15 protein-coding genes are annotated in these 14,785 nt (G+C 62.5%); 11 read left to right on the plus strand and 4 right to left on the minus strand.

The window, feature by feature from the left end:
- Together rplI and BSY240_RS06130 are read left to right on the plus strand one after the other, a co-directional pair.
- Complete coding sequence (gene rplI, locus BSY240_RS06125) at positions 1-576, plus strand: 50S ribosomal protein L9 (protein ID WP_054150501.1); 576 nt, start codon at positions 1-3, stop codon at positions 574-576.
- A gap of 254 nt (positions 577-830) precedes the next feature.
- Positions 831-2,327, plus strand: coding sequence for a replicative DNA helicase (locus BSY240_RS06130; protein WP_054150500.1), 1,497 nt, complete (start codon positions 831-833; stop codon positions 2,325-2,327).
- A gap of 40 nt (positions 2,328-2,367) precedes the next feature.
- On the opposite strand, the gene BSY240_RS06135 is transcribed toward BSY240_RS06130, so the two are convergent.
- The 3 genes from BSY240_RS06135 to BSY240_RS06145 form a co-directional block, all read right to left on the minus strand.
- Positions 2,368-2,670: an AzlD family protein gene (locus BSY240_RS06135; protein ID WP_054150499.1), complete on the minus strand. Its 303-nt coding sequence runs from the start codon at positions 2,668-2,670 to the stop codon at positions 2,368-2,370.
- Positions 2,667-3,368 carry an AzlC family ABC transporter permease gene (locus tag BSY240_RS06140; RefSeq protein ID WP_069041726.1) on the minus strand — a complete coding sequence of 234 codons (702 nt, stop codon included), beginning with the start codon at positions 3,366-3,368 and terminating at the stop codon, positions 2,667-2,669. The genes BSY240_RS06135 and BSY240_RS06140 overlap by 4 nt, the downstream gene beginning before the upstream one ends.
- Positions 3,369-3,436: 68 nt before the next feature.
- Positions 3,437-4,300, minus strand: a complete 864-nt coding sequence (locus BSY240_RS06145; protein ID WP_069041727.1) for an AraC family transcriptional regulator — start codon at positions 4,298-4,300, stop codon at positions 3,437-3,439.
- Between the two features lie 84 nt (positions 4,301-4,384).
- On the opposite strand from BSY240_RS06145, the gene alr reads away from it, so the two are divergent.
- The 8 genes from alr (at position 4,385) to BSY240_RS06185 (ending at position 11,703) form a co-directional block, all read left to right on the plus strand.
- Positions 4,385-5,551, plus strand: coding sequence for an alanine racemase (gene alr / locus BSY240_RS06150; RefSeq protein ID WP_069041728.1), 1,167 nt, complete (start codon positions 4,385-4,387; stop codon positions 5,549-5,551).
- A gap of 53 nt (positions 5,552-5,604) precedes the next feature.
- Complete coding sequence (locus tag BSY240_RS06155) at positions 5,605-5,892, plus strand: type II toxin-antitoxin system ParD family antitoxin (RefSeq protein WP_171901551.1); 288 nt, start codon at positions 5,605-5,607, stop codon at positions 5,890-5,892.
- Positions 5,889-6,209 (plus strand): type II toxin-antitoxin system RelE/ParE family toxin, encoded by a 321-nt coding sequence (locus BSY240_RS06160; RefSeq protein ID WP_236759319.1) that lies wholly within the window; start codon positions 5,889-5,891, stop codon positions 6,207-6,209. The genes BSY240_RS06155 and BSY240_RS06160 overlap by 4 nt, the downstream gene beginning before the upstream one ends.
- Before the next feature lie 3 nt (positions 6,210-6,212).
- The gene (gene radA / locus BSY240_RS06165) at positions 6,213-7,616 is read left to right on the plus strand and encodes a DNA repair protein RadA (protein WP_054150494.1); all 1,404 of its coding nucleotides are present in this window, start codon (positions 6,213-6,215) and stop codon (positions 7,614-7,616) included.
- Between the two features lie 88 nt (positions 7,617-7,704).
- Entirely contained in the window at positions 7,705-8,298 is a 594-nt protein-coding gene (locus BSY240_RS06170; protein ID WP_054150493.1) for a CvpA family protein, read from the plus strand.
- Between the two features lie 126 nt (positions 8,299-8,424).
- The gene (purF, locus tag BSY240_RS06175; protein ID WP_054150707.1) at positions 8,425-9,915 is read left to right on the plus strand and encodes an amidophosphoribosyltransferase; all 1,491 of its coding nucleotides are present in this window, start codon (positions 8,425-8,427) and stop codon (positions 9,913-9,915) included.
- A 121-nt stretch (positions 9,916-10,036) separates the two neighbouring features.
- Positions 10,037-10,777 (plus strand): SDR family NAD(P)-dependent oxidoreductase, encoded by a 741-nt coding sequence (locus tag BSY240_RS06180; protein ID WP_069041729.1) that lies wholly within the window; start codon positions 10,037-10,039, stop codon positions 10,775-10,777.
- Positions 10,778-10,824: 47 nt separating this feature from the next.
- A complete protein-coding gene (locus BSY240_RS06185) occupies positions 10,825-11,703 on the plus strand; it encodes a DMT family transporter (protein ID WP_069041730.1) in 879 nt (292 codons plus the stop codon).
- Here BSY240_RS06185 and BSY240_RS06190 read toward each other — a convergent pair whose 3' ends face one another.
- Positions 11,704-12,942, minus strand: a complete 1,239-nt coding sequence (locus BSY240_RS06190; RefSeq protein ID WP_069041731.1) for a GGDEF domain-containing protein — start codon at positions 12,940-12,942, stop codon at positions 11,704-11,706.
- Positions 12,943-13,252: 310 nt separating this feature from the next.
- Between BSY240_RS06190 and cysS the strand changes: the two genes are divergently transcribed.
- Positions 13,253-14,737 carry a cysteine--tRNA ligase gene (gene cysS, locus BSY240_RS06195; protein WP_069041732.1) on the plus strand — a complete coding sequence of 495 codons (1,485 nt, stop codon included), beginning with the start codon at positions 13,253-13,255 and terminating at the stop codon, positions 14,735-14,737.
- Positions 14,738-14,785 lie beyond the last annotated feature (48 nt).

The following is a 14,785-nucleotide window of genomic DNA, read 5'->3' on the forward strand; positions in this document are numbered from 1 at the left end:
ATGCAAGTCATTCTCCTCGAACGCATCGCAAAGCTCGGCCAGATGGGCGAAACCGTCAAGGTTCGCGACGGCTTCGCTCGTAACTTCCTGCTGCCGCAGGGCAAGGCGCTGCGCGCCAACGAAGCCAACAAGAAGCGTTTCGATGCCGAGCGCGCCACGCTCGAAGCCCGTAACCTCGAGCGCAAGTCGGAAGCCCAGACCGTTGCCGACGCTCTCGCCGGCAAGTCCTTCATCGTCGTCCGTTCGGCTGGCGAAACCGGCCAGCTCTACGGTTCGGTCGCTGCTCGTGACGTCGTCGAAATCCTGGCTGCCGAAGGCTTCAACATCGGCCGCAACCAGGTTGAACTGAACACCCCGATCAAGGCCATCGGCATCCACCAGGTCACCCTGCACCTGCATGCGGAAGTCGAACTGTCCGTCGAGCTCAACGTTGCCCGTTCGGCTGAAGAAGCCGAGCGCCAGGCCAAGGGCGAAAGCCTGACCTCGGCCGACGCCATCTACGGCGTTGACGAAGACGCTCTTCGTCCGGAAGACTTCTTCGATCCGGACGCAGACATGGACGGCGAAGACGACTGATTTTTCCGCCATCGCGGAGACGAAACGCCCGGATTTTTCCGGGCGTTTTTCGTTTGCGCTCTGCTAAAATGAACGCTCCAGATCGCCGATTCGGCTGATGTCACAGTCAACCGAAAAGATCGGATTGCTCGGCTTTTTCTAAAGTCGCGATTGGGCGCCTGTGAATCAATGTGGGTTGCTGCGCGGGCCATTCCGCTGGCCCAGGTTCTCGCTATGGTGCAGCCACCGCCGACACTCTGAACGGATATGAACGAATGAATGATGCTGCGCGCAAACTGAGCCCGGTCCAACCGACTGAGCCGCTCTATCGGGAGGCTCCGAACAATATCGAAGCCGAACAGGCACTGCTCGGCGCCATTCTCGTCAACAACGATGCCTTCTACCGCGTTTCGGACTTCCTGAAGCCCGAGCATCTCTATGAGCCGCTGCACCGCAAGATCTTCGAGGTCGCCTCCGAGATCATCCGCATGGGCAAGACAGCGAACCCGGTTACCATCAAGACCTTCCTGCCGGCCGACCAGAAGGTCGGCGACCTTACCGTTGCGCAGTATCTCGCGCGGCTTGCTTCCGAAGCGGTCACAATCATCAATGCGGAGGACTATGGTCGCGCTATCTACGATCTGGCGCTGCGCCGCTCGCTGATCCAGATTGGCGAGGACGTTGTCAACATCGCGTACGACGCGCCGCTCGACATGCCACCACAGGCGCAGATCGAAGACACCGAACGCCGCCTCTTTGCGCTGGCCGAAAACGGCCGCTACGACGGCGGCTTCCAGTCCTTCTCGGATGCGGTCGCCCAGGCCGTCGACATGGCAGGGGCTGCTTTCGAGCGTGACGGCAACCTCTCGGGCGTCTCCACCGGCATCATGTCGCTCGATGCTAAGATGGGCGGACTGCAGCGTTCCGACTTGATCGTGCTCGCCGGTCGTCCGGGTATGGGCAAGACCTCGCTTGCGACCAACATCGCCTGGAACATCGCGGCCGCCTATGAGCCGGAAGTCCTGCCCGACGGCTCCTTCAAGGCGAAAAACGGCGGCGTGGTCGGCTTCTACTCACTCGAAATGTCGGCTGAACAGCTGGCCACCCGTATCATGTCCGAGCAGACGGAAGTCTCCTCCTCTAAGATCCGCCGCGGTGACATCACCGAGCACGAATTCGAGAAGCTCGTCGGCTTTTCCCAGACCATGCAGAAGGTGCCGCTGTTCATCGACCAGACCGGTGGTATCTCGATTGCCCAGCTCGCTGCCCGTGCCCGTCGTCTGAAGCGTCAGCGCGGTCTCGACTTCCTGGTCATCGACTATATCCAGCTGATGACCGGCTCGGGCAAGTCGGGCGAAAACCGCGTGCAGGAAATCACCCAGATCACCACGGGCCTGAAATCGCTGGGCAAGGAACTGAACGTGCCGATCGTTGCACTTTCCCAGCTCTCCCGTCAGGTTGAAAACCGCGAAGACAAGCGCCCGCAGCTCTCCGACCTTCGCGAATCCGGTTCGATCGAGCAGGACGCCGACGTCGTGCTCTTCGTGTTCCGCGAGGAATACTATGTGAAGAACCTCGAGCCCCGCGACATCGCCGATCCGAAGTATCCGGAATGGGAAGCGCATATGGAGAAGGTCAAGGGTACGGCCGACGTTATCATCGCCAAGCAGCGTCACGGACCGACCGGCACCGTGAAGCTCGCCTTCCAGTCGGAATTCACCCGCTTTGCGGATCTGGCCGAACCGAGCTTCATCCAATACGAAGAACCGTGAGATCGGAGGGCGCCCCAGAGGCGCCCTACTCATTTTCGGGTCAGAGGCCGAATAGACGCAGGAGCGCTACGGAGATGACGCCGAGTACTGCTGCCGGCAACAGTGACAGACGCAGCGCCGCTGCGACAACCACCAGGCAACCGATCGTCTCAGGCCAGCCCGTTGCCAGCGCCGTCGGCGCGACCACGGCCATCAGCACGGCGGGCGGGACGGTGGCGAGTGCCTTTTCGGCGCTGGCACCGAGTTTGAGACGGCGCACGAGGAATGCGCCGGACAAGCGGGTGAAAACCGTGGCGGCCATCATGGCAAGGATGGTCGCGAGGGTTGTGGGATCGAGGCTCATGCCGCCTGCTCCTTCTGCTTCAGCGGAATGAAAGCCGCCGCAAGGCCCGCGAGTGCGCCGGCGGCAATGTACCAGGCGCCCGGCACGAACGCCTGGACGGTGAGCGCCGCAAGTCCGCTGGCCGCCAGCACCAGTCCGGTCTCCCTGCCCTTCCAGAATCCGGTCAGCAGCACGATGAAGACCGCCGGGAAGGCGAAATCCAGGCCATAGATGGCGATGTCGCCGATCAGCGCACCGAAGAGCGCGCCAGCGAGGCTCGATGCCACCCAGCCGAGATAGAAGGGCAAGGCGAGCCCGAGATAGTAGGCTGGCGTCAGCACGGTCGTCCTAGCCCGCGCCTCTGCCAGCGCCCAGTTCTCGTCCGCCATGATGAGCAGCGTCGGCAGCTTCTGCCAAGGGCGGAAGAGGTCGAGGCTGCGTTCCAGCGAGGCGCCCATCAGTACGTGGCGGAGATTGACCAGAAGTGCTGCGAAGCCGAGCGCCGTCCAGGAGGCCGGGTGGGTCCACAGATCCATGGCAACGAATTGCGAGCCGCCGGCAAAGACCAGCGCGCTCATCAGCGTCACCTCAACCGGCGAAAGACCCTTGCCAGTCGCGACCGCGCCGAAGACGAAGCCGATGGGGATTGCGGCGATGATCAGGGGAAGGATGGCGCGAAAACCGTCGAGGGCTTCGCGCCGCAATGCTTGTGCTTTCATGGGGCCTCCTGTTCACGGAGGGTCTAGCCGGTTTGGTAACGCGCCGTCTTGAACGAAAGTGACTGATATCAGCCGGCGCGGAAGACGGCTGGGGTAAGGCCGGTCCGCGCCTTGAACTGCCGGGTCATATGCGCCTGATCCGCGAAGCCACAGGCCGCTGCCGTGTCCGACGGAGTGGCGCCTGATCGGAGCAGATGCCGGGCGTGGCGGATGCGCATGTCCGTCTGGAAGGCATGCGGCGTGATGAAATACTGCTTGCGGAAGGCGCGGATCATGTGGGCACGGCTGAGGTTCGCCACTTTCGCCAGCGTCTCGAGGCCGATCTCGTCGTCGAAATGGGCGGCGATATGATCGCGGACCCGGCGCATGGCCGAGGGTTCGCTGTGGTCAGGCGCGCGGATGATCTCGCTGCCGTGGCGGGCGAACATGGTGGCGAGAACACAATACATGCTCTCCTCGCCCTCCAGTGCCGCAACCTCACCGCTCTCGATCCGGCGGTGGGCAAGGTTGAAGGCCTTGGCAAGTTCCGGGTCGGTCAGAAGCTGTCGACCGAAGCTCGCAATGCCATGGAAGGCGCGGCCCGTCACGTCCTCGATGATGTCGGTCAGCAGCGCGACCTCGGGATAGATCATCCGGTAGCGATAGCCGTCCGGCGCGCCGGGCTGGCCGTCATGGATCTCGCCCGGATTGATCAGATAGAGCGCACCGGGGCCGGTGTGTTCGCGCGTGCCACGGATGCTTGCCACCTGGCAGCCGACCTCAATCGCGCCGATCGAGAAGGTGTCGTGCGAATGGGGCGAGAATTCATGCGTGATGAAGGAAGCGGTCAGGCATTCCATGTCGCGGAAGCGCCCGTCCCGCCAGAAGCGGGTTCGCTCCTTGCGTGAGACCGGATTGGCCTCGGCGGCCTCCTGCTGCGAAACACTGTGCATAGCAGCATAATATCGGGCCGCCGCATTTTCGTCTTGAAGAAAAGTGCTAGGGTCGGCGCATCGATCAACTGACCCGAAGCCTCCATGACAGACCGTTTCACCATCCTCGATGCGCCGGAGGAATTTCTTTCGGCACCGCTGCGCCTGACCGTGGATCTCTCGGCGATTGCTGATAACTGGCGAGAGATGGCACGCCGCTCCGGCAAGGCCCGGACGGCCGCCGTCGTCAAGGCGGATGCCTATGGTCTCGGCATCGAGGATGTCGGTCAGGTTCTGTATCACGCGGGCGCCCGCGACTTCTTCGTCGCGGTGCCGGCGGAGGGGGCCACACTCCGCCCCTATGCGCCCGAGGCTCGCATCTTCGTGCTGTCAGGCATCTGGCCGGGCCAGGAAGAGATCTTCTTCCAGAACGATCTCGTGCCCGTTATCGCATCCGAGGAACAGCTTGCCTTCTGGATGGCGGTGCTCACCGAGCGCGGCCCATACCCTTGCGCCCTGCATGTCGATACCGGCTTCAACCGGCTGGGACTACCGATGGCCGACGCGCTGGCGCTGACCGACGACGTCTCGCGTCCGGCAAGCCTCGATCCGGTTCTGGTCATGAGCCATCTCGCCTGCGGCGATGATCCGTCTTCGCCGATGAACCGCCAGCAACTCGAGAAATTCCGGGAGGTTAGCGCGGCTTTCGAAGGTGTTGATTCCAGCCTCTCGGCATCTGCCGGCATCTTCCTCGGCTCGGATTACCACTTTGATCTCACCCGTCCCGGAATCGCGCTCTATGGCGGGGAGGCTGTCAGCGGCGCCAGAAACCCGATGCAGCCGGTGGTCAAGGCCGAGGCCCGCATCCTGCAGATCCGCGAGGCAAAAGCCGGCGAAAGCGTCTCTTACGGCGCAACGCATGTGCTGGCGCGCGACAGCCGGCTCGCCGTTACGAGCGTCGGTTATGCGGATGGCTATCTGCGCAATCTCTCCGGCTCGGGTATCGCCTTGCGCGGGACAGGAATTGCTGGTGCAGAGGGGGTGATCGCCGGTCGGCGTGTGCCGGTCGTCGGCCGGGTCACCATGGATCTCACCGTCTTCGACATCACCGATCTGCCCGACAATGCGGTGCGCAGCGGCGACTATATCGAACTCCTCGGCCCCTCCATGCCGCTCGACGAGGTGGCCCGCGCCGCCGGCACGATTGGTTACGAAATGCTCACCGGACTTGGGCTGCGCTATGAACGGATCTATCTCGAGGGGGAAGACTGAGGTCTGGCGCGGGTGGATTTGTTCTGCTATTGTTCCCATAAATGGAGCATCTGATGACCGAAGAAAGCCCATCCCAAGCGACTGTTCAGGTACAGCTCGAACCTGACGAATCTGCCTTTGTCGAGCAGCAGATCAGCAACGGCATCTATGCTTCTGCTGAGGATATGCTGCGGGCTGGCCTTCGTCTGCTGGCTCAGAACGAGCGGCTGGAGCGGATCAAGGAACTGCGCACGATGATCGATGACGCGGACCGATCGGTGGATGCTGGTGACTTCAGGGAGTTCTCCAAGCCCGGCGACCTCACGGCATTCATTGTCGCCGAAGCGAAAGCACGACGGTGAACAGCAGTCCCGGTCGACCGTATCGACTGTCACCCCAAGCCGTCGAGGATCTCATCGAGATCTACGCCTACCTTTATGTCCGAAGTCCTGTTCCAGCCGAGCGCTTCACGGCCGATATCGAACAAAAGATTGGCGACCTGGCTGCCTCCAGAAACCCGGGGGTCGCCAGCGATTGGGTCAAAACCGGATTGCGCGCATTTCACTATCGACGTCGATGCATCTATTTTCGTCTCGTCGACGACACTCTGGTTGTGCTGCGCATCACGCACGGCCGCCAAAATATCTCCCCCGACGATTTCCCCGAAAGCGACCTGTAATTCATGGCCAAAGCCAAGACCCAATTCATCTGCCAGAACTGCGGCACAGTGCATTCCCGCTGGGCGGGAAAATGCGATGGATGCGGCGAGTGGAACACCATCGTCGAGGAAGATCCGATGGGCGGGATCGGCTCCGGTCCCGGCAAGGCGCCAAAGAAGGGGAGGCCCGTCACCCTCACCTCGCTGTCTGGCGAGATTGAGGAAGCGCCGCGCATTCCGACAGGCATGGGTGAACTCGATCGGGCAACCGGTGGCGGTTTTGTGCGCGGTTCGGCGGTCCTTATTGGTGGGGACCCTGGCATCGGTAAGTCGACGCTCCTGATGCAGGCAGCGGCGGCGCTGGCGCGGCGTGGTCATCGGGTAATCTATGTCTCGGGCGAAGAGGCGGTCGCCCAGGTCAGGCTGCGCGCCCAGCGACTGGGCGCTGCCGATACGGATGTGCTGCTCGCCGCCGAAACCAATGTCGAGGACATCCTCGCCACCATTTCAGAGGGCAAGCGGCCGGATCTCGTGATCATCGATTCGATCCAGACGCTGTGGAGCGATACGGCTGACAGCGCGCCGGGGACCGTGACCCAGGTGCGCACCGGGGTTCAGGCAATGATCCGCTTTGCCAAGCAGACCGGGGCGACCATGGTGCTGGTCGGGCATGTCACCAAGGAAGGCCAGATCGCCGGTCCTCGCGTCGTCGAGCACATGGTCGATGCCGTCCTCTATTTCGAGGGCGATCGCGGCCATCACTATCGCATCCTGCGCACGGTGAAGAACCGCTTCGGACCGACCGACGAGATCGGCGTCTTCGAAATGTCGGACAAGGGTCTGCGCGAAGTCGCCAATCCATCCGAGCTCTTCCTCGGCGAACGCAACGAAAAAGCCCCGGGCGCGGCGGTCTTTGCCGGGATGGAAGGAACACGGCCCGTGCTGGTCGAGGTGCAGGCACTGGTGGCCGCCACCTCGCTCGGCACGCCTCGTCGTGCGGTCGTCGGTTGGGATTCGTCCCGCCTCGCCATGATTTTGGCGGTATTGGAGGCGCATTGCGGGATCAGGCTCGGTCAACATGACGTTTACCTGAACGTTGCCGGCGGCTATCGGATCAGTGAACCGGCGGCCGACATGGCGATTGCTTCGGCACTGGTTTCGTCGCTGGCCGGTATTGCCCTTCCGGCCGATTGCGTCTATTTCGGCGAAGTCAGCCTGTCGGGGGCGGTGAGGCCGGTGGCCCATACGGCCCAGAGGCTGAAAGAGGCGGAAAAGCTCGGTTTCTCCGCTGCGGTCTTGCCGGCTGCCTCCCCGGACCTTCCAAAGGGTTCGGCAGGCAAATGGAGGGAAGTGGACAGCCTTCCCGATCTCGTGGCGCGGATCGCCGGTTCCCGGCTGAAAGCCCCCACGGGTCAGGAAGACGGTTGATCCGGTCCGACGCGTGGTATCACGCGTTCCGGCGGAATCGCGGTGACATCAATGCCGGTCTTTTCCGGCAGCCTTGGAGTTGGTATTTATGCCCATCACAATTTTCGACGGTATCGTCATCGGCGTCGTCCTGTTTTCAGCGGTGCTGGCGATGGTGCGTGGCTTTTCGCGTGAAGTGCTGTCCATCGCGAGCTGGGCGGGTTCGGTTGCTGCCGCCTACTATCTCTATCCCCTGCTCGTTCCCTATCTGATGAGCTACACCAACGATCCGCGGATCGCGATGGCCGGGTCTGCCGGCATCATCTTCCTGATTGCGCTGATCGTGATTTCCTTCATCACTTCGCGCATTGCCGACTTCATCATCGACAGCCGCATCGGCGCGCTCGACCGCACGCTCGGCTTTCTCTTCGGCGCGGCCCGTGGCCTGCTGCTGCTGGTCGTTGCGGTGGCTTTCTGGAACTGGTTGATCAACGAGCCGCAGCGGCCGGACTGGGTCAACAACTCCAAGTCCAAACCCTTCCTCGACTCGCTGGTGCAGAAACTTGAGGCCGTCCTGCCGGAAGACATCGAGCCGCAGATCCGCGAGCGCATCCTCGGCCGCGACGAGCCGGAAGCCGGCGCTGCTGGCGAAACGGCTCCCGCCGAGCAGGCGCCCGAACAGGCTCCGGCCCAGAACAACTGATCCTCTCGCGGCTTCGGCCGCGCGACATGAGACAAGACACAGATGCCGCCGGATCGGGACAGACCGGCGGCTTCCCTGTTCAAAGCGCAGCATCCCGCGTCTGTCCCCGGAGCAAAGGCCCTCGCCATGAAGCAGATCAGCCCTTCTTACGTCGTCTATGGCAGCCAGGACGACAAGTTCCACGAGGAATGCGGCGTGTTCGGCATTCTCGGTCATCCGGATGCTGCGACCCTGACAGCGCTTGGCCTGCACGCCCTGCAGCATCGCGGCCAGGAAGCAGCCGGCATCGTCTCCTTCGACGGGCGCCAGTTCTATACCGAAAAGCATATGGGCCTCGTCGGTGACCACTACACCAATCCGGCGACGCTCGCGAAACTGCCCGGCCCGCAGGCGATTGGCCATACCCGCTATTCGACGACAGGGGAAGTTGCGCTGCGCAACGTCCAGCCGCTGTTTGCCGAGCTCGAAGAAGGCGGCATTGCAATCGCCCATAACGGCAACTTCACCAACGGTCTGACGCTGCGCCGCCAGATCATTGCGACCGGCGCCATCTGCCAGTCGACCTCGGATACCGAAGTGGTGCTGCATCTGATCGCCCGCTCGCGCCATGCCTCGACCACCGACCGCTTCATCGATGCGATCCGCCAGATGGAAGGCGGCTATGCGATGATCGCGCTCACCCGCACCAAGCTGATCGCCGCCCGCGACCCGATCGGCATCCGTCCGCTCGTCATGGGTGAACTCGACGGCAAGCCGATCTTCTGTTCGGAGACCTGTGCGCTCGATATCATCGGCGCGAAGTTCGTGCGCGACGTGAAGAACGGCGAAGTGGTGATCTGCGAAACGCAGGCCGACGGCTCCGTGACGATCGAGTCCCGCATGCCGGCCCGTCCCCTGCCGGAACGCGTCTGCCTGTTCGAATATGTCTATTTCGCGCGGCCTGACTCGGTCGTTGCCGGCCGCAACGTCTACACCACCCGCAAGAATGCAGGCATGAACCTGGCCAAGGAAGCGCCTGTTGAAGCCGATGTCGTGGTGCCCGTGCCGGACGGTGGCACGCCGGCGGCGCTGGGATACGCACAGCAAAGCGGCATCCCCTTCGAATACGGCATCATCCGCAACCATTATGTCGGCCGTACCTTCATCGAACCCACGCAGCAGATCCGCGCTTTCGGCGTAAAGCTCAAGCATTCGGCCAACCGGGCAATGATCGAGGGCAAGCGCGTCGTGCTGGTGGATGATTCCATCGTGCGCGGCACGACCTCGCTGAAGATCGTCCAGATGATCCGCGATGCCGGCGCCAAGGAGGTGCATATCCGCGTCGCGTCCCCGATGATCTTCCATCCTGATTTCTACGGCATCGACACGCCGGATCGGGACAAGCTGCTTGCCAACCAGTATGCCGGCGACGAGGCGATGGCGAAGTATATCGGCGCGGACTCGCTTGCCTTCCTGTCGATCGACGGCCTCTACACCGCGGTCGGCGGCGCTCCGCGCGATCCGGCCAACCCGCAATTCACCGACCACTATTTCACCGGCGACTATCCGACGCGCCTTGTCGACAAGGAAAGCGAGAAGCCGGGCCGCAAGGAAAGCATGCTCGCCGCCAACGGCTGAGCTCCAGAGCAAGTCCAGCAAAAGTGCGCCAGCGGTTTTGCGTCCGGACTGCGTTAAAACAAGGAGATAGAGCATGTGATCCGGCTTAAGCCGGACATGCTCTAGGGATATAGGACAGACCATGACCATCGACCTCAAGGGACGGCTTGCGCTCGTCACCGGCGCCTCGCGCGGCATCGGCTATTTCACCGCGATCGAACTCGCCAAGGCCGGCGCGCATGTGATCGCCTGCGCCCGCACCGTAGGTGGCCTGGAAGAGCTGGATGACGCCATCAAGGCCGTCGGCGGGTCTGCGACGCTGGTCCCCTTCGACCTGTCGGACATGGCCGCCATCGACCAGCTCGGCGGGCATATCTTCGAGCGCTGGGGCAAGCTCGACATCGCAGTCCTCAATGCCGGTGTGCTCGGTGTCATCTCGCCGATCGGCCATGTCGAGGCAAAGGTTTTCGACAAGGTCATGACGATCAACGTCACCGCCACCTGGCGCCTCATCCGCTCGCTGGAGCCGCTGCTGATCAAGTCCGACCAGGGTCGTGCTCTGATCCTGTCTTCGGGTGCGGCCCACAAGTGCCGTCCGTTCTGGGGCCCCTACTCCGCCTCCAAGGCGGCCGTCGAGGCGCTCGCCCGCACCTGGGCGGCCGAGACCCAGCGCCTCCCTTTGCGCGTGCTCTCCGTCGATCCAGGTGCTACCCGCACCGCGATGCGCGCTCAGGCCATGCCGGGCGAAGATCCAGCCACTCTGCCGCATCCGTCAGAAGTTGCCGCCAAGCTCTTGCCGCTCGTCGGCCCGGACCAGACGGAAACGGGCAAGCTGTTCATCGTTCGCGAAGGCAAGATGGTCGATTACCGGATGCCGGAGTAAGGAAGGACCACCACCCTAGCGGCGGCCGTCCCGTAGCAGGATCACCCATGTCGCCCAGAGATTTTGCCGCTTATGCCTATCTGTCCCTGGCCTGGGGACTGTCGTTCCTGCTGCTTTTGCATGTCGTCGATGCGTTCGGCTGGATCGGCGCGGTGACGTTTCGCTGCTTCATCGCAGGCGCCCTGCTTTACGTGATTGCAAGGGCTATGCGACGCCGGCTTGACTTCGGCGCAGGCTGGCTTCCTTTCGCGGTCGTAGGCGCCACGACCGTGGCCGGGCAGCTGGTGGGGCTTTCCTATGCGACGCCGCTGATCGGCACGGCGATGGCCGCAATCTTCGTCGCGTCCATCCCGCTTTTTTCCATGGTCATCGCGCAGCTCTGGGGGCTGGAGCGGATCACGCCTGCGCGTGTGCTTGGACTTGCGCTTGGAACGATCGGCATCATCATGCTGGTCGGCTTCCCGGCCGTGCCGGTCACTGGCGCCTTCCTGCTCGGCTGTGCCGCCATGGTCGGCTCAACCTTCTCGGCCGCCTTCGGCAGCAATTATGCGAGCCGGCACCTTTCCGGCACCGGCCCCTGGGAGGTGACGATCGGCTCCTTCATCGCCGGCGGTATCCTGACGCTGCCGCTTCTGTGGTTCGTGCCTGTTCCCGGAACACCTGTAGCGATCGACTACCTCTATCTCGTGGCACTGGCAGCCTTGATGAGTGCGCTGACCTATGTGCTCTATTTCGGTCTGGTCAAAAGCATCGGCGCGACCGCCGCGATCAGCGTCGAATTCGTCGTGACCGTCGTTGCCGTGCTGGTCGGGGCTCTCGTACTCGACGAACCGCTGACGGTGATGCAGCTGGCGGGTGGTGCCGTCATCATCGTCGGATGTGCTCTGGTTCTGGGCCTTGTCCGCCCGGTGCGAGCAGCTACCTGATCACTTGCCTCGCCGACGGATGCGAGGAGCCGAGCGACGCGGTTCACCCGCGACCAGGGCGAGCGTTGCTGCCGTTTGCTCCAAAAGGACTGCGGGTTCGCAGAGACGAACGCAGTTTCGTCCATCCGCCTTGGCCCGGTAGAGAGCGGCATCGGCGCTGGCCAGGAGCATATCGAGATCCGCACCGCTCGCACTGGCTTCGGCAACACCGATGCTGACGGTAACCTGCAGGGGTGAGAGCGGCGACATCGCCATGCCCGCGACTGTAAGGCGCAACTCTTCGGCCAGGGCGAGCGCCTGTTGCACGCCAATGCGCGGCAAGAGACAGGCGAATTCTTCGCCACCCAGACGGGCAAAGAGGCAGCCCTTGGGCATCCGCTGTTCGATGGCACGTGAAAAGGCAATCAGGACCTGATCGCCGGCGGCATGGCCATGGGTATCGTTGACGGTCTTGAAGTGATCGATGTCTAGCAACAGCACACTCGTGCCGCCCTCCTGGCTGAGAGCGGCCTTGGCTTCCGTGACGAAGGTGCGCCGGTTGGCGAGATTGGTCAGGGGATCGCGCTCGGAAGCCAGTCGATAACGGAGTTCGTCGCGCTCCTTCGCCAGCATCAGCAGAGCGACGAGCGTCAGCACGATCATCATGGAGTTGGCCAGCACGACATAGGCAAACCAGGGTGCCGTCGTGCCATCGGCCGCATAGGCCGGGCCCACGAGAAGAGAGAGCGGCACCGGCACCAGCCAAATCGCGCCTCGAATGAGATTTGCCACCGCTGCAATCGACCTGGACGGCAACGGCTCTCGCTTTGCCTTGCGCAAGATATCTCGCGCCGTAAGGAAGCAGTAGCCGGCAATCAGGGCGCCGAGAATAGTGGTTCTTACCTCTATCGATTGATAGACGACCGGCATCAGCCAGAGCGCCGTCCAGACAATCAGCCCGATGGCGGCCTTTGTTAGAGAGGCCTTGCCGCCCTCGAACACAACGACCGCCTGCCAGTAGAGGCCGACGGCGAAGACGCCGAGCCCGAGACCGATGCCCGACGACAAGAAAAGCGGCAACGAACTGCGGGCAGAATGCAGAAACATTGCCGTGCAGCCGGCGAGCCCGGCCGCAACGAGGAGAGGCAGGATCCGGCTGTCTCGGTTTCGCAGCCACATATAAATCGTCACGACCGTCGATATCAGTGTGATCAACGCATGGACGATCATCACTGTTGGCAGATGCAGGCTGTGGTCCATACCGAAGATCATCTCCGAGGGCGGGGGAATACCACGCTAGAATTGGGGTAGTAATCTTGAAAAAGACTTAAGCCGAGGAGCAGGTATCCACAGTGACGGACACGGACATGCCGCTTTTCGGGACGCCGCAAGCGCCCTTGACCAAAATCACGACCCGCGCCATAACACCCAGCATGAAAACGAGCCTCTGCACCATTTGCGGGATCATTATTCGCTAGCGCATTCGCTGGCCTGGCCGTTTTCGTCTCCTGCATAGCCCCAGATGACAAACGACCCTGTCCAGCCGGGTCAATCATTTTGGGAGTTTCACATGGCCGGCGGCCTCAAGCTTTACAACACGCTCACACGCGAGAAGGTCGATTTCGAACCGATCGACCCCGACAATGTGCGCATGTATGTCTGCGGGCCGACCGTCTACGACTTTGCCCATATCGGCAATGCGCGCCCCGTGATCGTCTTCGACGTGCTCTACCGGCTGCTGCGCCACACCTATGGCGCGGACAAGGTCACCTACGTTCGCAACATCACCGACGTCGACGACAAGATCAACGCGCGGGCACTGCGCGATTTCGGCGGGCAGATCGCCGACGGATCGATGAGCCTCAATGAGGCAATCCGGGCCGTCACCGGCAAGACGGAAAGCCAGTTCCACGAGGACGTCGCCTCGCTCGGTTGCCTCAAGCCGACCGTCGAGCCACGCGCCACCGACAACATTCCGCAGATGATCACGATCATCCAGCGGCTGCTCGACATGGGCCACGCCTATGTCGCCAGCGGTTCGGAAGGCCATGAAGTGCTGTTTTCGACCGCGTCGATGGCCGATTACGGCATGCTGTCAAAGCGCAAGCTCGAAGACCAGCAGGCAGGCGCCCGCGTCGCGGTCGAAAGCCACAAGATGAACCCGGCCGATTTCGTGCTGTGGAAGCAGTCCGCTGACACAGAGCCAGGCTGGCCGGCGAGCTTCACCTTCGAGAAGATCACCACGCCGATCTATGGGCGTCCCGGCTGGCATATCGAATGCTCCGCCATGTCCGACCGCTATCTCTGGGAAGAGATCAAGGATCGCCTGTCCCCCAAGGCGAAAGCCAAGCCGCACCAGTTCGACATCCATGGCGGCGGACTGGACCTGATCTTCCCGCACCACGAAAACGAGATCGCCCAGTCCTGCTGCGCCTTCGACAACGACCTGATGGCGACCGTGTGGATGCATAACGGCTTCCTGCAGGTCGAAGGCCGGAAGATGTCGAAGTCGGAGGGTAATTTCGTCACGATCAACGAGTTGCTGGCGACTGAGAAATTCGGCGGTCGCCAGTGGCCGGGCGAGGTGCTGCGGCTGGCGATGCTGATGACGCATTACCGCGAGCCGATCGATTTTTCGGTGAAGCGGCTTGAGGAGGCGGAACGCCTGCTGGCGAAGTGGCCGGCGGGTGATGCCGGGGATACCGCCCCGGATGCATCGGTTATTGAGGCCCTTTCGGACGACCTGAATACGGTTGCTGCCGTTCAGGCGATTCATGCACTCGCGCAGGCAGCGAATGCGGATCCGTCGAAGCTGCCGTTGTTCGCGGCTTCCGCCGCCTTGCTCAGTGTTGCGCCGAAGAAGGCAGAAGTCAGCGACGACCTCTCCGCCGCCGTCCAGGCCCTCGTCGACCTCAGGCTCGAAATGCTGAAGGCGAAGAACTTTGCCGAGGCCGACCGCATCCGCGACGAGCTTGGCGAAAAGGGCATTCAGCTCAAGGACGGCAAGGACAAGGATACCGGCGAGCGGGTAACGACCTGGGAGGTCAAGCGGTAGTTGCTTGGGGGAAACCGTTGGCATATGCTTGGCATATGCCAACTCAGG

It is taken from the genome of Agrobacterium sp. RAC06 (assembly GCF_001713475.1).
GTDB lineage: Bacteria > Pseudomonadota > Alphaproteobacteria > Rhizobiales > Rhizobiaceae > Allorhizobium.